We start from the raw sequence: 19621 nt of genomic DNA, 5'->3' as shown, positions 1-19621 counted from the left end.
TTAACGCTCTTTCTGCCGGTAGAAGATGAATTCTGCAACCAACATCAAAAATACTGTAAAAAGAGAACTTAAAATTATCCGAATTAGTGTGTACTTGAAGTCATTAAAGCTAAAATCTTCAATTACGAATAGTATAGTGTGATGGACGGCAGTTAATATAATCGCATAAAAGAAAAACCAGCGAAAGCCCATTATACCCAGCTTAGGCTCCGGCTCAATCTCGAAGCTTAGCCGCTGAACGGTAAGGTTAATGAAAATCACCCGGACTAGTGCCAGAACGGTGCATGCCGCCGCGTTTACCCCCAGAGTATCGTAAAAGCTATCCACAGTTAATCCTATCAGAAATGATAGTAGAAATAGCAGCCAGTTCGGCGTTTCGAAGGGAAGTAGTAAAATGAACAGTATGTATAGGAAAGGAACTGACAGATTGTAATAGCCGATGTTTTTAAGCAGGAAAACCTGAATGAATACCAGTAACACAAACCGGATAAAGTTGCTTGTAATAATCCTAATCATCGGCCTCCTCCGTTTCTAATTCGAGCGCTTGCTTCTCGGCCGAGAAATTGCTTTTGACTACATACACATACGCCAGAGTAGAGAAGTCGGTACTGAGAATTACCTTTATGTCCGATGAGATCTCTCCGGTCTTTTTCCTGGTATCTCTCACTCGTCCAATCGCTATGCCGGCAGGAAATAAAGCGGAGTAGCCAGAGGTGACGATGTGATGCCCTCTTTTCACATCAACATGGTTTGGTATATCCTTCAACGTGGCAATTCGCGGATTGTAATCTTCCTGTCCCCATACTAAAGAACCAAAAGCCTGGGTTTCGGTAATCCGGGCACTTATCCGCGTATCCTGATGCAGCAAGGATTTAATGGTTGCATAATGAGTAGACACATTATCTACAATTCCTACAATCCCTGATGAACAGATCACGCCCATTCCCGGCAGGATTCCATGCGATCTGCCTTTGTCGATGGTAATGCTGTTATTTTTCTGATGGATGGAGTTGTTTACCACCTGTGCAACCAGGTAGGTATACTGTTGCAAAGTAGTGGTATCGTTCACCATTCTTTCCTCTGCCTTGTTTTGGTAGAAAGAATTTTTAAGCTGACTGCGTAACCGCGCATTTTCTGCCGCCAGACTGTCGCTTACCTGTGCTAACCGCAGATATTTTTGTAAGGTGTTGTATCTTTCGTAAGCCTGACCAATTAGAAGATTCGAAGAATTTAAAGTGCTTGCCCGCTGGAAAGAGTTGTTTTTGAAGACCAGGATAAGGGACATCGCGAAGAAGAAGACAAAAAAGAAGAATGCGTTGTACTTGCTGATAAAAATCAAAAGGTTACGCATAGATTGAATATTTGGATAAATAAGAGAATAGAAAAAGGAATCCCGCTCCTATTCTCTTACTTAAGTTATTGCATTAAGAATTTAAAGTTGTTTATATTCTTTAACGAGATACCGGTGCCACGAACAACGGCGCGTAGTGGATCTTCTGCAACATGAACCGGTAGTTTAGTTTTCGCCGCAACGCGTTTATCGAGACCTCTTAGCAAGGCTCCGCCGCCGGTTAAATAAATTCCGGTCTGGTAAATATCCGCCGATAATTCCGGTGGTGTGATCTCTAATGCCTTCAGGATAGCTTCTTCAATTTTTGAAATTGATTTATCAAGGCAATGTGCTATCTCGGTATAAGATACAGTGATTTGCTTTGGAACCCCTGTCATCAAGTCTCTTCCCTGCACGGCAAAGTCGGCAGGAGGATCGCTCAGTTCTGGTAAAGCGGCGCCCACTTCAATCTTAATTTTTTCGGCTGTACGCTCACCTATCATTATATTATGCTGACGGCGAATGTATTGAACAATATCGCTGTCGAAGTTATCACCGGCAACACGGATAGATTGATCGCAAACAATTCCGGATAATGCGATAACGGCGATCTCTGTAGTTCCGCCACCGATATCGATGATCATATTACCCATTGGTTCTTCCACATCGATACCAATACCAACAGCAGCAGCCATAGGTTCATGAATAAGATAAACCTCTTTTGCTCCAGCAATTTCTGCCGAATCTCTTACCGCACGTTTTTCAACTTCAGTAATTCCCGAAGGGATACAAATAACCATACGCAAAGAAGGAAAGAACCAGCCTTTTCCGTTATTGATCATTTTGATCATGCCTCTGATCATATGTTCTGCGGCGTTGAAGTCGGCTATTACCCCATCTTTTAATGGACGGACGGTGCGAATATTATCGTGAGTTTTTCCCTCCATTTGCATGGCCTGGCGACCAATTGCAATTACTTTATTGGTTGTGCGATCAAATGCAACAATCGACGGTTCGTCGACAACAACTTTATCATTGTGTATGATGAGGGTATTTGCAGTACCAAGATCGATAGCAATTTCCTGTGTAAACCAGTTAAATAAACCCATTAAGTGTAAATGTTAGATGTTAAAATTAAGCTAAGTTAACGTCTTTTTTTAAAAAGTGTTGTTAATACTTGCATCCCGAAGTACGTGAAAACTTTTTATAAGTTCCAAACTTTTAAAAAAAGTTTATCTCAGATCAATGTTTAAAATGCCTTACGCCCGTAACTACCATCCCAACGCCCTTTTGGTTGGCCATATCGATAGAAAGCTGATCTTTAATAGAACCTCCTGGCTGAAGGATTACTGAGATGCCCGCATCAGCGGCAATCTCTACGCAGTCCGGAAAAGGAAAAAATGCGTCTGAAGTCATAACTGCACCTTTTACGTCAAAGTTAAAAGACTTTGCCTTTTCTAAAGCCTGGCGTAACGCATCAACGCGGGATGTCTGGCCTACACCGCTTGCAAGCAATTGGCCATCCCGTGCAAGTACAATAGTGTTAGATTTGGTGTGTTTGACAAGCTTAGCGGCGAAAAATAAATCTTTTAGTTCTTGCTCGGTAGGTTTTCTGTCGGTAACAGGCTTCATAAGTTCTGTCCCTTCAATAGACAAATCTTTGTCTTGTTCAATTACGCCGTTTAAAAGGGTTTTGAACTGCTTCGCAGGAAGCTGAACTTCTTTTCTTTGCAAAAGAATCCGGTTTTTCTTTTCTCTGAGAACATTCAGAGCTGCTTCGCTAAACGAAGGTGCAATCAATACTTCGAAAAATAACTTGTTAATTTCGGATGCTGTTTTTTCGTCGATCTCTCTGTTGCAAATAATTACACCACCAAAAGCAGAAACGGGGTCGCAGGCTAAAGCCAGTTCCCAGGCTTCAGTGATGTTGTTCCTTGACGCAACTCCGCAAGCATTAGTGTGTTTCAGGATTGCAAAAGTTGGTTCTTCGAATTCATCAATCAGTGCAACAGCGGCGTCAACATCAACAAGATTGTTGTAGGACAGCTCTTTTCCATGCAGTTTGCTGAACATTTCGTCCAGGTTTCCATAGAAAAAGCCTTTTTGGTGTGGGTTTTCTCCATAGCGAAGCGGTGTCGCAATTTGCTCGCTCTGTTTAAAGACGTTTATGGAATTATCCTGATTAAAGTAATTGAAAATGGCTGTATCGTAGTGTGAAGATGTATTAAACGCTTTCTTGGCAAATTCCCGGCGATGCGAAAGTAAGGTGCTGCCATTGTTTTCGCTCAATATGGTGTGCAGGTTCGAATAATCATCTTTTGATGCGAGGATCACCACATCGTTAAAGTTTTTGGCTGCCGCTCTTATCAATGAAATGCCACCAATGTCAATCTTTTCTATTATCTCTTCTTCTGCCAAGCCGGCTTTTACGGTTTCCTCGAAAGGGTAGAGGTCTACAATTACCAGATCAAGTTCTGGTATTTCATATTGCTCTGCCTGGGCAACGTCTTCCTGCAACTCTCTTCTTGAAAGAATTCCGCCAAACACTTTGGGGTGTAAAGTCTTTACCCGACCGCCCAGTATAGATGGGTATCCTGTTAAGTCTTCAACCCTCACAACATCATATCCTAAATCTTTAATAAACTTTTCGGTACCTCCGGTAGAATAAAACGTTACTCCGAAACCGGCTAACTGCCTGATTAAGGGTTCCAGATTGTCTTTATAATAAACAGAAATTAAGGCGTTTTTTATTTTAACGGGATGACTCATTGCGGGGGATTTGTTTGAAGCCGCAAAGATAGGTTTTTTGTAAGGATTTCGTAATTATTTTCTAGACGGATTTGTATGTGTTTTCAACATTCAAATACTCTTCATCTTGTTTAGCAATTGCTCAACTACTTTAGGGTAATGAAGATGTTCCAGTTGCTGGCCTTTAAACTTTATCATTTTTAAATCGTCGGCTTTTTCAATTTTGAAACGCGACTGGTGAATTATTTCTCCTTCATCAAAGTGCTCGTTCACAAAATGGATGGTTATGCCCGATTCATCCTCATTGTTGTCTAAAACACTCTGGTGTACTTTATCTCCATACATGCCTTTGCCTCCATATTTAGGAAGCAAAGCGGGATGGATATTGATGATCTTATTAGGAAATGCTTTCAACAGGTTTTCTGGAATAAGCCACAAAAATCCTGCTAATACTATAATATCGACCTGCAGATTCTTCAGCAGATTTACCACCGTGTCGGTGTCATAGAATTCTCGCCGGTTAAAAATATGAGTCGGTATCTCAAAATTATCTGCCCTCTGCAATACAAACGCATCAGGATTATTGGTAAGTACAATGGCCACCTCAGCATCGTTATGCTTTTTGAAGTGTTCCATTATTTTTTGAGCGTTTGAGCCTGAGCCAGAGGCGAAGATTGCAATACGTTTTTTCAGATGCATAAGTTAACCAGATGCCAAATATATCATTTCGGTAAAAATAAATGGTATAGTGGCAAAACTATCTTTAAAATATTACGGTGGTATTATTGTTGAGGATGAAGTCTCAGTTTATCTAACATTAATTATTATGGCTAATTTAAGCAATTGTACCATTGCCATCTTAACAGAAAGTGGCTTTGAAGAAGTGGAACTAACCAGCCCTAAGCAGGCTCTGGAGGCTGCTGGCGCGAAAGTGGAGATCATTTCGCCACAAAGGCAAAAGGTAAAGGCAATGAAAGACCATCAGTGGTCTGTCGAAGTTTCGGTTGACAAGCATGTATCGGAAGCCGATGCGCGGAATTATGATGGATTGGTTTTGCCTGGCGGGGTAATCAATCCAGACCAGCTCAGAATGAGCGAAGATGCGATTCGGTTTATTAAAGCGTTTTTCAGCGCAGGCAAACCGGTCGCCGCCATCTGCCATGGTCCGCAATCGCTAATCACTGCGGGTGTAGCCGAGGGGCGCACACTAACTTCTTATCCATCAATAAAAATAGATCTGATAAATGCTGGCGCTAATTGGGTAGATGAGGAGGTGGTTGTAGATCGTGGCCTGGTTACCAGCAGAAATCCTGATGATCTGCCTGCCTTTAACCGAAAGATGTGCGAAGAGTTCGCAGATGCAGTACACGCACTGTAGTTAATATAGCATAAAGAACATGCCAAAAGCGGAATCTTTTGGCATGTTGTAACTTTATAGCCTTACTTCTTCAGGCACTTCCTTTGTTTCTATAAAATGTTTGAAATGCAGGATATCCTCGCGGATGATTTCTTCGAGAGCAGGACCGAATTGTTTAGCCAGCCCAGTGCCGAGGCCGCCAATTGGCGATTGGTAGCTGAATACAACCTCGAGCTCTGTTCCTCCTCCCGCCGCGTCGTTGAATTCTACTTTCCCGCCATGGTCAAGTGCAGAACCTTTGACAGAATGCCAGCCTATAAAATGGTTTTCAATTTCCTTTACAATTTCTGCGTCCCAGGATATAGCCGGAGTGTTTTTTGAAAACTTGGCTTTCCAGTGTGAATGGATAGTGTCTGTTTCTTTTACCGATTCAATGTGCCGCATAAATAGGGGAAGATTCTCCAGCCGCCGCCAGAACTGATAAACCTCTTCGCGTGATTTATTTACCGTAAAACGTTGCTTAATATTGATCACTTCGGGCCGCGAGCTATCAAGCCCCATCGCTTTATAAATCGGGCAAAATCCACTGGTGCCACGTAATAAGATAGCGCCGCCAACTGCAAGTTTTGCTATTCCGTCTAATGGATCGTTAATCGAAGTTTTTAATCCCGAGTACATTAAAAGAGCTCCGCCGATTACCGATAAAACCCGCTCCGGATGGTTTATATTTACGATACCATTTTTAAGGTTGAAATGAGTGTCTGTATTTCCGGTATTATACTTTTCCGGATGATTATACATATCAGGATAGATTATAGCCATGGGTCAACTGGTTTTTTATAGAAACGCATCAGCCCCCCTTGTGTTTGAATTATTATATCCCGCATGCTTTTCGATGCTAATTCGAACCTTAATTCATATTATTGCCAACTCTTTTTCTTCATCATGAAAGTTGTTCAGGTACTATTATTATTGATTTTTGGATTCCTGACTTCGCAGGGACAATCAGTGCAAGACACTGCGGATCTCAAAGACGTTGTTGTAAAAGCTTATTTTTCTGAGCAGCCCCTGTTGAGGCTTCCGGCCTCGGTGAGTGTGATCAGCCAAACGGTCTTACAAAATCAGCCAGGGCATAGTTTACTGCCCGGAATAAACACCGCACCAGGAGTAAGAATGGAAGAGCGGTCTCCAGGTAGTTATCGCTTGTCAATTCGCGGCAGTCTTCTTCGTTCACCTTTCGGGATTCGAAATCTCAAAATTTATTTAGATGATTTTCTTTTAACCGATGCAGGAGGAAACTCCTACCTTAATTTATTAGATGCAGCCAGCGTAGAACGGATCGAAGTTCTAAAGGGGCCTGAAGGAAGTGTTTTCGGTGCCAACTCTGGCGGCGTAGTTCTGATTGATTCCAGAAAACTGAGTAAAGACAGCGCAGCGCTTTCGGCAGGGATAACCGGCGGTTCGTATGGTTTATTACACCAAAATGCGACCGCACAGTTCAGGAAAAAAGATTTTCAAATTGGCTTAAATCAGTCTATTCAGAAATCCGATGGGTATCGTCGCAATAGCAGCATGAACCGGAAAGGCCTCTTGCTGAGTTCGGGTTGGAGCTATTCTAAGTCGGCCGAACTTAAAGCTTTGCTATTGTATTCGGACTTGTACTATCAAACGCCCGGTGCGTTAACGGCAGCACTCCTGGACCAAAATCCCAGGCAGGCACGCCCCGGTGCTGAGGAACAAAGGGCTTCTGTGTATAATGAAACTTTTTTATCGGGGCTTTCTCATAGCAAACAGATCCTGCCCGGATTGAGGCATGTGGTTGCGCTTACAGGATCGCTTACAGACTTTACGAATCCATTTATCACAAATTACGAAAGCAGGAAAGAGAAAAGTTTAGGAATAAGAACTTTTATCGAATTGTCCTCTGATAAATGGAAGATGCAATATGGCCTCGAGTCGCAACAAACAAAATCTGAGATAAGAAATTATGACAATGTTCAGGGGCAGCCACAGGCGAGTAAGAGCTTTGCAGACATCTCGGCCAGGCAGAGCTTTATTTTTACCCGTTTCTCGGGACAACTGACAAAGTCGTTAACTCTGGAAACTGCTTTTAGTCTCAATTTTTACGGCTACGATTTCAAAGATGTCTATCCAAAGCATTCGGCGCCTCAGCGACGAAATTTTAAAACTCAGCTAATGCCACGTGCCGCGCTGTCTTATATGTTCGACGGCAATGTTTCCCTTCGCGCTTCCGTAAGCCGGGGATATTCGCCCCCAACTATCGAAGAGTTGAGACCTTCAAACTTATTGATTAATACAGATCTCGAACCAGAGTACGGATGGAATTACGAAAGCGGTGTGCGAATGTCGTTTCTCAATAACAGAATATACTTCGATGCTTCACTTTTCCATTTCAATTTGACAAATGCTCTGGTAAGAAGGGTTAATGCGGATGATGCAGAATACTTTGTGAACGCTGGAGGCACTCGCCAAGACGGGCTGGAGGCCCAGTTCAATGGCTGGATAATTGTCGCCAGAAATGTAGGTTTAGTAAGAGGGTTGAAGATAAATGGGTCTTACACCTATAGCAGGTTTTGTTTTTCTGATTATATCACCGGTAGTTCGGACTTTTCGGGGAGAAAACTTACTGGGGTGCCAGGGCATAATATGGTAAGCTCTGCCGATTTACATCTTCCGTTTTCCACGAGTCTGTATGCTCAGCATAGTTATGTATCTTCCATCCCACTGAACGATGCTAATTCACATTTTGCAGAAAAATATCATTTAATGCAGGCGAAACTAACCTGGAAAAGCCGCTTGGGGAAATATGGCATAAAAACCTTTGCAGGGGTTGATAACTTATTAAATGCGAAGTATAGTTTAGGGAATGATTTGAACGCGTTTGCCGCGAGATATTACAATCCGTCCGCACCAAGAAATTACTACGCTGGCTTTAGCGCTCATTTTTAACGTATAAAAGCGATGTATTGGTATTTCGAATTCATTTTTTTTGAAAATTAATCTATATTTAATTTTTATTAAGTCAGTGACAGATGAGTGCCCGAATGGAGCAACCTACAATAAACCCTTCCTTATCACAAAATCTTCTGAGGAACTTGCCTGGTATGATATACCACTGCAGGTTTGATCCCCTTCGTACCTTTTTATACGTAAGCAATGGTTGTTATGATCTAACCGGATATTACCCGAAAGAGCTGGTAGATAATGCCTATAAAAGTCACGCAGATTTGGTTCATCCGGAAGATAAAGATTGGGTACTGGAATATTTTCAGGCAAATTCTGGCAATAACACCGAGCTCAGTTGCGAATATCGGATCATCAGCAAACAGGGGGAAATCAAGTGGGTTAGGGAGATTGCTAATGACGTTTACAGCGATGGCGGAGAATGGTTGTATACGGAGGGGTATATTACTGACATTTCTGAAAAGAAGGAGTACAGACAGGTAACCGCTGCGCTGGAGGCCCGGGTTAGGGGAAGTAGTTCGGCTGAGAAACGCTTAAGATCTCTTCTGGATAAGATACCAGACGTACTGTTAAGAGTGAACATAAACGGCGAGTGTGTTTCGTATAAGGGGGATGATGAGCTGGGTGTTTCTCATGATTTCAACACTCGGCGTAATGTTAAGGAAATGTTTCCCGCAGAAATCTCATCAGACTTTCTGATGCATATTTCCGATGTCCTGAAGCATGGAAAAGCAATTAGTTATGAATATCACCTCAGTGGTTCGGATAACCGGCAAACCCATTTTGAGGCACGATTTATAAAAAGCGACAATGTCGAGGTGCTGTGCATCATAAGAGATATTACCTCAACAATAAACACAAAGCAGAAACTTAAGACAGCGAACGCCTTCTATGAAAGTATAATTGACAATGTCAACATAGATATAGCTGTGTTTGACGACAAAAATCGTTACATACTGGTTAGTAAGTCGGCAGTAAAGGATGACAAATTAAGGGAGTGGTTAATAGGTAAAGACGATTTTGATTACTGTAAAGCCAGAGGAAAGAGCATTGAGATTGCCGAATCTCGAACTGAAATGTACAATCTGGTTGATGAACTGAAAAAGCCCATCGAGTGGATAGAAGAACTTTCTGACGAATCTGGCAAGAAGCGTTTCTTTGTGCGAACCTTAAAGCCGCTTAAAGGACCTGATAACCAAAAATATAAGGTTGGTTATGGCGTTGATATTACCGCCCTGAAAATTATTCAAAATGAATTGTTGCGGCGTGAACATCTTTTATCTTTCAGTCATAAATTGGCAAAGGTGGGATATTGGGTGTGGTACCCCAATAACCGCAAGCATGAGTGGAGCGACGGAGTGTTTGAAATTTTAGAGGAAGATAAAAACGCGGTTTCTCCGTCATTATCTGCTTATTTGAATTATATCCATCCCGACGACAAAGAGCAGTTTAAAAGCACCATCGAGCAATCGAAATTAAATAACTCCTCTTATTCTATTGAGTATCGTCTGATTACCAGTACCGGAAAAATAAAATATATAAAAGAGCAGTCATCAAGTAAGCGACCCGATTCAAATGCCAACCAATATCTGTTCGGGATGGTTCAGGATATTACCGAGATGAAGGAATCGCAGGATGCTTTGGCGCATAGTGAGGAACATTTCAGGGCAATCGCCGAGAGTTCGCCGATCTATATTATTGAACTATGTTCGGAATATAAAATCACCTACATTAATAATATTGGCGACAGAAAGAGAGAAGATGTTATTGGATCATTGGCATTCGATTTCGTTCTCCCGGCATACCGGGATCAATTAAAGGAGATTATTGACCGAGTTTTTGCTTTGGGCATTGTCGATAATTTTCAGATGCAGGGGCAGGGAGAGTCTAGTTTTGTCGAATGGTACGACGTAAGTATCGGACCGGTGAAAAGTGATTTGGGAAAAGTAACTTCTATTATTCTCCTTGCACAAAATATCACCGAAAAGAAACAAAACGAGCAGGAACGCGAACGTCTGATTCGTGAGATCAATAACAGGTATAATGAGTTGATGCAATTCAATTACATTGTATCCCATAATCTTCGGTCTCCGATTGCGAATATTCTCGGTATGTCGTATATTCTTAACCCCAATACTCCTCCCGAGGACGTGCGGCAAATTTTTGATTACATTATGCAGTCAGCCCAGTCAATCGATACCTTAATCAAAGATTTGAATGATGTGTTAACTGCCAGGTCTCCTTTGAACGAAAAGCGGGAAGTATTTCAATTGACTGACATTGTAAACGGGGTTTGTTATAACCTCGAACAGCAAATAATCCAGTCAAATGCCGAAGTCATCATCCAAATTGATAAAGACGCAGAGCAGATTACAAGTATCAAAAGCTATATTCAAAGCATTATTCACAACTTAATATCAAACTCGATTAAGTATAAATCGGCAGAAAGACCTCCCAAAATCGTGGTTAAAGCCTGGAAAGACACACAGCATACCTATATTGAAGTTTCTGATAATGGTATGGGGATTGATATGGAACAATACGGACAACAGATTTTCGGCTTATATAAACGTTTTACTACGCAAAGTGAGGGTAAAGGCCTTGGATTACACATGACGAAGGCACAAGTCGAATCTTTAGGCGGAAGTATATCGGTTCAAAGCGAGCCGGAAAAGGGTTGCATATTCAAAATTATTTTGACGAATTAATGCATCAGACTTCGTTCTCAATCGGTTGTCAGTGTTTTGAAATAAAGAGCTCAATCCTTTTTTTGCAAAGACACAACTGAACTTCTTAAGGAATTTCTGAAAGCATTATTTCTTACATTTGTCCGCGGGTAAACTCTGTGTGAGCTTTGGTACGCAATGAATCAATCGTTCAAAAAAGAACACTCATGTATAAATTGTGTTGTATTCAGAAACCCGACGCACACATTAACACATCGAGACTTATCCGGAAGGAGAAGTTTTCTACGAAATGAAAAAAATCTGGAAAGCCGTTAAAACCCCGTTAAAGATTGTCCTCACAATCGCTCTTATTTATGTTGTATTTCAAAAAATCGACTTTAACGATATTAAGAAGCTGTACCTTACCAGCGACCTGTTTTATATCTTCCTGGCGCTTTTGGCTTACTTCTTCTCACAGGTGGTTTCATCATGGCGATTGCTCAGTTTTTTAAAATCGATAGGGATTGATGTCTCGTTTGATTTCAATTTCAAACTGTATCTTCTGGGCTTGTTTTATAATATATATGGGGGCATTGGTGGTGATGGCTACAAGATCTATTTGCTTCGAAGGCACTTCCAGAAACGAACGCGCAGGATAATTTTTGCAATACTTCTGGATCGAGTAAGCGGGCTTTGGGCGATTGGATTTTTGTTCGCAACCTTAATTTTGATGATTCCAAGAATTGATATTGCCTGGTATGTTATTGTGGCCGGTTTAACCATGGGCACTACTATCTATTACATTTTATTACAAATCTTCTTTAAAGAGTATAATACTAATTTTATCAAAGCCCACGCAAAAGCCATTGTTGTGCAGTCTCTTCAACTGGTAAGCGTTATGTGTATTTTGCTCTCTCAGAATTTTACAGGAAAATTTTCGCCATATCTGTTTAGCTTTCTGGTTTCTTCTATTGCTGCAATCATTCCTATTGGCGCCTTTGGTTTCGGAACGCGTGAATATGTCATGGTGCATATCTCGGAAGTTTTTGATATGAACCAAAATCTGGCGGTGTTCGTTACGTTCACTTTCTCTATCTTATCCACTCTGGTTGCGTTTTCGGGCCTTTGGTTTGTATATCGTTCGCGGGAGTTTGAGCCACTCCCAACCGAAGAAGAGGCAGAGGACTTCGAGATGCAGGCAGACAAAACTATACCAGAATCAGCTGATTAAAATTTCAAAGGTTGTCTTATTGCATCTGTAGAGAAATGCCAATTCAAAGGACTGGAATCTCCTTAAAACTTCGAACTTTGCAACACTTGGGATAAAAACCTGAGGAAGCGAAGGAGATATACACTACGTTCATCTAAATAGATTATATAATGAAAATTGTAATTACAGGAGCTAGCAGCGGGGTTGGGTTTGAAGCCGTCCTGGAACTGATTTTAAATTCAGAACATGAGGTGGTAGCACTTGCACGCTCTGAAGATAATTTGAAGCGACTTTACCAAATTGCTTTATCACTGAATCCGGAGTGTAAATTGTACCCGGCCAAGTTTGATATTGTGCACGATGACTATACTTCTCTGGTAAGTTTTATCCAGGACAGGATCGGAGCGGTCGATATTCTAATCAACAATGCCGGGCAGCTTATTAATAAATCTTTTGAAGACACCACACAGCTTGATTTTGTAGAGATGTTGCAAAGCAATCTGCTTGGGCATGTGAAAATGATCCATCACCTTTTGCCCATTTTGAACGAAAATGCACATGTTGTGAATATCGGAAGCATGGGCGGAGTGGCAGGAAGCGCGAAGTTTCCCGGATTGGCCGCCTATTCCGCCAGCAAAGCTGCATTGCACACTCTTACAGAATGCCTGGCTGTGGAATATAAAGAGCGGAAAATTCATTTCAATTGTTTAGCTTTAGGTTCTGCCCAAACTGAGATGCTGGAAAAGGCTTTTCCAGGTTATCAATCGCCGGTAATGGCCTTTGAAATGGGTAAATATATTGCAGACTTTTCGCTAACTGGTCATAAGTTTTTTAATGGTAAAGTGCTTCCGGTTGCGGTTACCACCCCTTAATAGATTATCATGAGAAGAATCGTTTATGTGCTATTGGCTTATGTTCTGGTTGTATCGTGTAGCAACGAATCCGAAAATAAGGTAACAGATCAGGATGTGGCGGATACTGTTGTGGAAGATGCCCCTGCACCAATAAATGCTCCGCCTTATGCAGTAGAATACGATCAGGAAACTCAGGATTTAAACTTAGTGCGGAGCAAGGAGAATATAGGTAAAGCTGACGTAGACGATATGCTTCGTGTCATCAATGCCAAATATGAAGGAATAAAGCTTGATCTAATAAGCTCGAAGACCGATACCGTCAATTTAAGAATCGCCGATGCCAGCAAACTAACCCAGGAGATGGGCAGCGCTGGAGCCGAGGCCTATTTGGCTGAAGTCACTTTTTCTCTCACAGAATTGCCAGGAATCAAAGCCATAAAAGTCGAGTTTGAAGAAGGCGACCATGCTATGCCCGGAGTTTATACGCGCGAGGATTTCAAAAATGTAAAGATCAAAAAGTAAAAAAGGCGGCTTAATAAATCAAGCCACCCTCAGAGATAAGGTATTTGGATCTCAATCTTTTTTCTTATCTAAAAGCAAGATTTCGTTCACTATAATTTCGGTAATATATTTCTTTACGCCCGAGTTGTCTGTGTAGCTTCGAGAGCTTAACCTTCCCTCAATACTGATCTCGCTACCCTTACGTAAATACTTTTCGGCCAGCTTAGCGTTGTTATCCCACATTATCAGATTGTGCCATTGCGTTTCTTCAATCTTTTCTCCTTTCTCATTTTTATAAGAAGAATTTGTAGCGATGGATACTCTAGCGAGCGTTTTATTGTTCGCGGTTTTCTTTACTTCCGGCTCGTTTCCTAAATGACCTACTAAACGAACGCTGTTTCTTAAATTACTCATGTTTTAATTTTATTTGATTACCTGATTAACGAACAGTGATATTCCTTCATCACCGACGATACAAAGGTGGAAAGAGCCCTGAAAATTAACCGGAGGATAAACATTTATATCCGTGTATATCCGGTTATACACGGATAAGTGTTATATTCGAGTATCTAAACCTGGAATTATGGATCGGTTCTGCCTTGATTGTTCGGAACTTCTTAAAGGTCGAGCAGACAAAAAATTCTGCGATGACCAATGCAGAAGTAATTATAACAATCGTCTCAAAACAGAAAAAAGCGATTTTGTCAAAGAAGTGAATACTATTCTCCGCAAGAACAGAGACATTCTGCGGAAGTTAAATCCGGATGGAAAGACTAAAGTAAGTCGTGAAAAACTATTAAACAGGGGTTTCAGTTTTTCTTACTTTACTCACACCTATCAGACGCAAAAGGGAAACGTTTATCATTTTTGCTATGAGTACGGATACCTTAAGCTTGAAAGCGAAGACTTCTTACTTGTAAAACGGGAAGAGAATTAGTGCTTACACGTATATCGCAAATGTCTGCCATTAAATATTCTCGCATTTATGATTTTTGATAAAAACAATTATTTTTATCAGACCTAAATCGCCTATGAATAAGAACGTTAAAGATGCTTTCTCCTTCTCGAAAAAGGAATTAAACGGGCTGCTGGTCTTCGCAGTTCTTCTGGTTTTAGTGGCTCTTGCACCGGTTATTTATTCGTTTTTTGTACCGCCTCAAGTATATGATCATGTTGCCTTCGAAAAAGAAATCAACGCTTTCATGGCATCGGCCCAAAAAAAAGAAACCCGCAAATTCAGGCCGTTCCTTCGTGATGAAGTTGAAAACAGAGAGCTGTCGGGAGAACTGTTCAGTTTCAATCCCAACAACTTATCTGTTTCCGACTGGCAGCGCCTCGGTTTAACTGCAAAACAAATTAAGGTGATCAAAAACTTCGAATCCAAAGGCGGCAGGTTTTATAAAAAAGAGGATCTCAGAAAGATCTATTCAATCAGAGCCAGCGACTACGAACGGCTTGAACCGTTTATTACCATCCCTGAAAAGAAAGATGCATATAAGGAAGCTGCATATAAAAAGCCGGATATGAAGTTCGCGATGCCGGTCGACCTAAACTCTGCCGATTCTGCGCAGTTAGAAAGCCTCAACGGAATTGGGCCGGCCTTCGCAATCCGGATCATCAAATACAGGAACCGCCTTGGTGGATTTTGCAGGAAAGAACAGTTGAGAGAGGTTTATGGTATAGACTCACTGGTTTATCAAAAACTGGTAAACCGGGTAGTGGTCCGTCCGGAGGCCGTAAAGCAGATCTCCATAAATACCGCTACTTTTGATGATCTCAGGAAACATCCATACCTTACTTATAAGCAGATGAATGCAATTATTCAATACAGAAAGCAGCATGGCAATTATAAAGACCTGGACGGTTTAAGGCCAATTGCCATTCTTAATGAAACTGTTCTGAATAAAATAGCACCTTACCTGTCGTTTGCTACAAACTAGATACTCGTGTAACCTTTCTGGTCCAAATATGTTATAATTACATAACCTGTTGAAAATTTATGAGCAGCAATACTTCTCCCGGCTACGACTTCTCTTTTTCAGAAAACCAGCAAATGGTTACGCAAATGGTTCGCGACTTTGCTGAAAAGAACATAAGACCCCATGTTATGGAATGGGACGAAGCCCAGACTTTTCCAGTAGATACATTTAAAAAATTGGGAGAACTTGGATTGATGGGCGTTCTGGTTCCAGAAGAATATGGCGGCTCCGGATTTGGTTATTTCGAATATGTGAATGTTATTGTAGAAATAGCCAAGGTTTGTGGTTCGATAGGTTTGTCGCTGGCAGCCCATAATTCGCTATGTACGGGACACATCCTATCCTTTGCGAACGATGAGCAGAAGCAAAGATGGCTCCCAAATTTAGCTACGGCCGAATGGATTGGAGCCTGGGCGCTTACTGAAGCCAACACAGGTTCGGATTCGCTGAATATGAACACTACTGCAGTTAAAGACGGTGATTACTATGTTATTAACGGCTCCAAGAACTGGATAACTCATGGTAAATCTGGCGACGTAGCGGTAGTAATGGCGAGGACCGGAGAGCGTAACAGTGCAGCCGGTGTTTCGGCTATTGTGGTAGAGAAGGGCACTGCGGGTTTTGTTCATGGTAAAAAGGAAAATAAATTGGGAATGCGTGCCTCGGAAACTACCGAATTGGTTTTCGATAATTGCAGGGTGCATAAAGACAACTTATTGGGGGCTGAAGGCGAGGGGTTTAAGCAGGCGATGAAGGTGCTCGACGGAGGCCGGATTTCTATTGCGGCGCTTGCTTTAGGTATTGCCAAGGGTGCCTTTGAAGCAGCTGTAAAATATTCGAAGGAACGTCATCAATTCGGGCAGCCTATTTCTAAGTTTCAGGGAATAGCTTTCAAGCTTGCTGACATGGCTACCGATATAGAGGCCGCAGAACTTTTAATCATGAAAGCCGCAGATCTAAAAAACAGAGGAGAAGCCGTTACAAAGAATTCGGCCATGGCGAAATATTACGCATCCGAAGTGGCGGTAAGGGTAGCTAATGATGCAGTCCAGATTTTTGGTGGATATGGATACACCAAAGATTTTCCGGTCGAAAAATATTATAGAGATGCTAAACTCTGTACCATTGGAGAAGGCACCTCCGAGATTCAGAAAATTGTGATATCCCGGGAAGTATTGAAGGACTGAAACTGTCTTTTAAACCAATTTTCCCAGATGGCATTTAATGAGCCGTTTCTGCAAAGCTCAAACCTTTATATGTATTCCACCAGGGTAGCGTTGCCTGCTATCCTAAGAATTAAATATTTGTCCCAACCGTAGTATATTCAAAAAAAAATCCGTTATTTTTAGGTAAGAAAAATCTATATGCAAAAACTTTTATTAGCAGGGCTGCTCCTTATCGGAACTCTCGCGGGTGTTGACGCAAATGCTCAAAAAAAGAACAAAGGGAAGAAAAACGCAAATATTGCTGCAAAGCCAACATCGCCTGAACCTCCGAAGGAAAAGAAACCTACTCTCGCTGAAAAGGTCAAATCGAGTAAAAAGCTAAAGGGCCTGTTTACTATCTATCAAGACACTATTACGGGCTCCGTTCAGTTATACGTTAAAAAAAACCAACTTGGTAAGGAGTTCGTTTATCAAAGTTTTTCGATCAGCGGTCCCACCAGCCTCTATCTAAACCAAAGTATGCACCGGGCAACCAGTGTATTTAAAATAGTAAAGGCCTTTGATAAACTGGAGTTCCAAGAAGTAAATACCAATTTTTACTATGATAAGGCTAATGCTGTAAGTAAAACAGCAGGAGTTGATGTGCCTGAAGCCGTAGTTCTCTCTGAAAAATATACAGTAGAAGACTCGGTAGGCTACCTCGTAAACGCTGATGCACTGTTCATTAGCGATAAGCTCGATCCTGTAAAGCCTCTTGCTCCGATTGGTGCGCCGCCAACTGCTTTCTTTAATCTGGGGTCTTTTAATTCTGCAAAATCAAAATATCATAAAGTAAAATCATTCCCCGACAACATCGATGTACAGGTAGATCTTGCCTACGATAACCCTGCACCTTACAATGGCGGAGGTAACGACATAACAGACGCAAGATACATTCGTGTACGGATGCAACATAGCTTTATTGAAGTGCCCCAAAATAATTTTCAGCCTCGCCTGGACGATCCCAGAATTGGATATTTTACCCAGGAAATAAATAATCTCACAAGTATTGATCCGGTAAACTACCGGGACATGATAAACCGCTGGCATCTGGTAAAAAAGGATCCCAATGCGGCCTTAAGTGAGCCGGTTGAGCCAATTGTTTGGTGGATTGAAAATACAACACCGGTAGAGTTTCGGCAAACCGTAAAAGAAGCCGGCGAAAAGTGGAACGAAGCATTTGAAAAAGCAGGCTTCAAAAATGCCGTGGTAATGAAGATTATGCCTGATACGGTAGACTGGGACCCAAGTGATATCCGCTACAATGTAATTCGTTGGGTTTCTTCCGCTCATCCGCAGTATGGAGCAATCGGTCCGAGTTTTGTAAATCCCAGAACTGGCCAGATACTAGGCTCTGATATTACTGTAGAATGGTATAGTGGAAGCGCCACACCTATTATGGATGAATTATACCGCAGTCCTGCACCGCAGCCGCTTGTTTTTCCCGGTATGAAGCACCAGGAAATCACCTGCACCATGGCCCACGAGCTAAAGGCACAATATTCAGCAGGGCTTACGGCGCTTCAGGCAAGCCAGGCAACAGATGCAGACATCAAAGAAATGCATAAGCAATTTCTGTATTATTTGATATTGCATGAAATGGGCCATACGCTGGGCTTGAATCATAATATGAAGTCAAGCCAGATGTTAAAACTTTCGGAAGTGCATAATACTGCTATAACCCGAAAAAAAGGTCTTACCGGAAGTGTAATGGATTATCCGGCAATTAATATTAGTGTTGATCGCAGAAAACAAGGCGATTACTATACTACCAGGCCGGGGCCTTATGATATCTGGGCAATACAATTCGGTTATACGCCTGTTTCCGCCGCCGAAGAAGATATGTTCCGTAAAAAGCTTTTGAGCCGCAGTACAGAACCAGATCTTGCTTTCGGTAACGATGCCGACGATATGCGCTCGCCTGGTAAAGCTATAGATCCACGTGTTAATGTAAATGATATGAGTAGTGATGCGATAGGTTACGCCGTTGAGCGGCTGACACTCGTGAATAATATCATTCCTAACCTGAAAGATAAATACAGCAAAGAGGGAAGAGGTTACGCCGAGTTGCGTGCGCGGTACAACTCTTTACTTGGTCAGCGTTCATCGATGATTAACGTTGTGAGCAGATACGTGGGTGGCGTCTATGTCGACAGAAGCTTTGTAGGTCAGAACAGTCCGAATAAACCGTTCACCCCGGTTCCTCTCGCTACTCAGAAGCGCGCCATGCAGGTGCTTACTAATAAGGTATTCGCACCCGATGCTTTTAAAGCCGATAATTACCTGTTGCCTTATTTGCAAAGCCAGCGCAGGGGCTTTAACTTCTTTTCGGGAACGGAAGATCCCAAACTCAGTAGCATGTATAATAACTTAGGGACTTCGGCGCTGGCCCATATTCTTCATCCCACCACTACTCAACGTATCACGGATAGCAGGATGTATGGCAATCAGTATAGCCTTGCCGATGTGATGAACGATCTTTCTAAAGGAATCTTCGACGCGGATCTAAGGGGGAATGTGAATACTTACCGACAGTACTTGCAAACTGCTTTTGTAAAACAGCTTTCGCAGTTGGCGGATGTTAAATCTCCTACAGATGATGTCTCGAAAGCGGCGTCGAGATACACGTTAAAGAAATTGAAAACGAAGATGTCGGGTGCTGTGGCCGGCAACGAAGAAACAAAGGCACATAGAAATAATCTCGTGTATTTGATAAATCAGGCTTTAGTAGTAAAGTAAAGCAGCTTTGCTGGATCAAAGGCTATCCTAAAATAGGGTAGCCTTTT

Annotated in this window: 17 protein-coding genes; 10 read left to right on the top strand and 7 right to left on the bottom strand. The window is 41.9% G+C overall.

What is annotated here, in order from left to right; genetic code table 11:
- The 5 genes from J3P43_RS13945 to purN all read right to left on the bottom strand — a co-directional run bounded on the left by J3P43_RS13945 (position 1) and on the right by purN (position 4771).
- The gene (locus tag J3P43_RS13945; RefSeq protein WP_255903425.1) at positions 1 to 516 is read right to left on the bottom strand and encodes a rod shape-determining protein MreD; all 516 of its coding nucleotides are present in this window, start codon (positions 514 to 516) and stop codon (positions 1 to 3) included.
- Positions 509 to 1351, bottom strand: coding sequence for a rod shape-determining protein MreC (gene mreC, locus J3P43_RS13940; RefSeq protein ID WP_255903423.1), 843 nt, complete (start codon positions 1349 to 1351; stop codon positions 509 to 511). Before mreC ends, J3P43_RS13945 begins: the two co-directional genes overlap by 8 nt.
- 65 nt (positions 1352 to 1416) lie before the next feature.
- Positions 1417 to 2439 (bottom strand): rod shape-determining protein, encoded by a 1023-nt coding sequence (locus J3P43_RS13935; protein ID WP_255903421.1) that lies wholly within the window; start codon positions 2437 to 2439, stop codon positions 1417 to 1419.
- Between the two features lie 133 nt (positions 2440 to 2572).
- Positions 2573 to 4099, bottom strand: a complete 1527-nt coding sequence (gene purH, locus J3P43_RS13930) for a bifunctional phosphoribosylaminoimidazolecarboxamide formyltransferase/IMP cyclohydrolase (protein ID WP_255903419.1) — start codon at positions 4097 to 4099, stop codon at positions 2573 to 2575.
- 90 nt (positions 4100 to 4189) lie between these two features.
- Positions 4190 to 4771, bottom strand: a complete 582-nt coding sequence (gene purN / locus J3P43_RS13925; RefSeq protein WP_255904039.1) for a phosphoribosylglycinamide formyltransferase — start codon at positions 4769 to 4771, stop codon at positions 4190 to 4192.
- Positions 4772 to 4826: 55 nt separating this feature from the next.
- Between purN and J3P43_RS13920 the strand changes: the two genes are divergently transcribed.
- Positions 4827 to 5456 (top strand): type 1 glutamine amidotransferase domain-containing protein, encoded by a 630-nt coding sequence (locus tag J3P43_RS13920; RefSeq protein WP_369414799.1) that lies wholly within the window; start codon positions 4827 to 4829, stop codon positions 5454 to 5456.
- Between the two features lie 54 nt (positions 5457 to 5510).
- Here J3P43_RS13920 and J3P43_RS13915 read toward each other — a convergent pair whose 3' ends face one another.
- Positions 5511 to 6257 (bottom strand): SRPBCC family protein, encoded by a 747-nt coding sequence (locus J3P43_RS13915; protein WP_255903417.1) that lies wholly within the window; start codon positions 6255 to 6257, stop codon positions 5511 to 5513.
- Positions 6258 to 6380: 123 nt separating this feature from the next.
- On the opposite strand from J3P43_RS13915, the gene J3P43_RS13910 reads away from it, so the two are divergent.
- The 5 genes from J3P43_RS13910 (at position 6381) to J3P43_RS13890 (ending at position 13672) form a co-directional block, all read left to right on the top strand.
- Positions 6381 to 8405 carry a TonB-dependent receptor gene (locus J3P43_RS13910; protein WP_255903415.1) on the top strand — a complete coding sequence of 675 codons (2025 nt, stop codon included), beginning with the start codon at positions 6381 to 6383 and terminating at the stop codon, positions 8403 to 8405.
- Positions 8406 to 8560: 155 nt separating this feature from the next.
- Entirely contained in the window at positions 8561 to 11128 is a 2568-nt protein-coding gene (locus J3P43_RS13905) for a PAS domain S-box protein (protein ID WP_255903413.1), read from the top strand.
- 268 nt (positions 11129 to 11396) lie between these two features.
- Positions 11397 to 12317 carry a lysylphosphatidylglycerol synthase transmembrane domain-containing protein gene (locus J3P43_RS13900; protein ID WP_255903411.1) on the top strand — a complete coding sequence of 307 codons (921 nt, stop codon included), beginning with the start codon at positions 11397 to 11399 and terminating at the stop codon, positions 12315 to 12317.
- Between the two features lie 149 nt (positions 12318 to 12466).
- A complete protein-coding gene (locus J3P43_RS13895; RefSeq protein WP_255903409.1) occupies positions 12467 to 13168 on the top strand; it encodes an SDR family NAD(P)-dependent oxidoreductase in 702 nt (233 codons plus the stop codon).
- A 9-nt stretch (positions 13169 to 13177) separates the two neighbouring features.
- Positions 13178 to 13672 (top strand): hypothetical protein, encoded by a 495-nt coding sequence (locus J3P43_RS13890; protein ID WP_255903407.1) that lies wholly within the window; start codon positions 13178 to 13180, stop codon positions 13670 to 13672.
- Between the two features lie 51 nt (positions 13673 to 13723).
- Here the strand turns inward: J3P43_RS13890 and J3P43_RS13885 are convergent, their stop codons facing one another.
- Positions 13724 to 14065 (bottom strand): single-stranded DNA-binding protein, encoded by a 342-nt coding sequence (locus J3P43_RS13885; RefSeq protein ID WP_255903405.1) that lies wholly within the window; start codon positions 14063 to 14065, stop codon positions 13724 to 13726.
- Positions 14066 to 14234: 169 nt separating this feature from the next.
- On the opposite strand from J3P43_RS13885, the gene J3P43_RS13880 reads away from it, so the two are divergent.
- The 4 genes from J3P43_RS13880 to J3P43_RS13865 all read left to right on the top strand — a co-directional run bounded on the left by J3P43_RS13880 (position 14235) and on the right by J3P43_RS13865 (position 19574).
- Complete coding sequence (locus J3P43_RS13880; RefSeq protein WP_255903403.1) at positions 14235 to 14588, top strand: hypothetical protein; 354 nt, start codon at positions 14235 to 14237, stop codon at positions 14586 to 14588.
- Positions 14589 to 14682: 94 nt separating this feature from the next.
- Positions 14683 to 15591, top strand: a complete 909-nt coding sequence (locus J3P43_RS13875) for a ComEA family DNA-binding protein (RefSeq protein ID WP_255903400.1) — start codon at positions 14683 to 14685, stop codon at positions 15589 to 15591.
- Positions 15592 to 15650: 59 nt separating this feature from the next.
- Positions 15651 to 16817 (top strand): acyl-CoA dehydrogenase, encoded by a 1167-nt coding sequence (locus J3P43_RS13870; protein WP_255903398.1) that lies wholly within the window; start codon positions 15651 to 15653, stop codon positions 16815 to 16817.
- A 177-nt stretch (positions 16818 to 16994) separates the two neighbouring features.
- The gene (locus tag J3P43_RS13865) at positions 16995 to 19574 is read left to right on the top strand and encodes a zinc-dependent metalloprotease (protein ID WP_255903396.1); all 2580 of its coding nucleotides are present in this window, start codon (positions 16995 to 16997) and stop codon (positions 19572 to 19574) included.
- Positions 19575 to 19621 lie beyond the last annotated feature (47 nt).

Source organism: Paradesertivirga mongoliensis, assembly GCF_024436395.1.
GTDB classification, from domain to species: domain Bacteria; phylum Bacteroidota; class Bacteroidia; order Sphingobacteriales; family Sphingobacteriaceae; genus Paradesertivirga; species Paradesertivirga mongoliensis.
This window is presented reverse-complemented; position numbering and strand designations above follow the sequence as displayed.

What these genes read in the sequence shown, in the direction of transcription:
- J3P43_RS13885 (WP_255903405.1), bottom strand. Translation starts at nt 14,065, where the DNA reads ATGAGTAATTTAAGAAACAGCGTTCGTTTAGTAGGTCATTTAGGAAAC.
- J3P43_RS13910 (WP_255903415.1), top strand. Translation starts at nt 6,381, where the DNA reads ATGAAAGTTGTTCAGGTACTATTATTATTGATTTTTGGATTCCTGACT.
- J3P43_RS13935 (WP_255903421.1), bottom strand. Translation starts at nt 2,439, where the DNA reads ATGGGTTTATTTAACTGGTTTACACAGGAAATTGCTATCGATCTTGGT.
- J3P43_RS13875 (WP_255903400.1), top strand. Translation starts at nt 14,683, where the DNA reads ATGAATAAGAACGTTAAAGATGCTTTCTCCTTCTCGAAAAAGGAATTA.
- J3P43_RS13945 (WP_255903425.1), bottom strand. Translation starts at nt 516, where the DNA reads ATGATTAGGATTATTACAAGCAACTTTATCCGGTTTGTGTTACTGGTA.
- J3P43_RS13895 (WP_255903409.1), top strand. Translation starts at nt 12,467, where the DNA reads ATGAAAATTGTAATTACAGGAGCTAGCAGCGGGGTTGGGTTTGAAGCC.
- J3P43_RS13865 (WP_255903396.1), top strand. Translation starts at nt 16,995, where the DNA reads ATGCAAAAACTTTTATTAGCAGGGCTGCTCCTTATCGGAACTCTCGCG.
- J3P43_RS13915 (WP_255903417.1), bottom strand. Translation starts at nt 6,257, where the DNA reads ATGGCTATAATCTATCCTGATATGTATAATCATCCGGAAAAGTATAAT.
- J3P43_RS13900 (WP_255903411.1), top strand. Translation starts at nt 11,397, where the DNA reads ATGAAAAAAATCTGGAAAGCCGTTAAAACCCCGTTAAAGATTGTCCTC.
- J3P43_RS13870 (WP_255903398.1), top strand. Translation starts at nt 15,651, where the DNA reads ATGAGCAGCAATACTTCTCCCGGCTACGACTTCTCTTTTTCAGAAAAC.
- purH (WP_255903419.1), bottom strand. Translation starts at nt 4,099, where the DNA reads ATGAGTCATCCCGTTAAAATAAAAAACGCCTTAATTTCTGTTTATTAT.
- J3P43_RS13905 (WP_255903413.1), top strand. Translation starts at nt 8,561, where the DNA reads ATGATATACCACTGCAGGTTTGATCCCCTTCGTACCTTTTTATACGTA.
- mreC (WP_255903423.1), bottom strand. Translation starts at nt 1,351, where the DNA reads ATGCGTAACCTTTTGATTTTTATCAGCAAGTACAACGCATTCTTCTTT.
- J3P43_RS13880 (WP_255903403.1), top strand. Translation starts at nt 14,235, where the DNA reads ATGGATCGGTTCTGCCTTGATTGTTCGGAACTTCTTAAAGGTCGAGCA.
- J3P43_RS13890 (WP_255903407.1), top strand. Translation starts at nt 13,178, where the DNA reads ATGAGAAGAATCGTTTATGTGCTATTGGCTTATGTTCTGGTTGTATCG.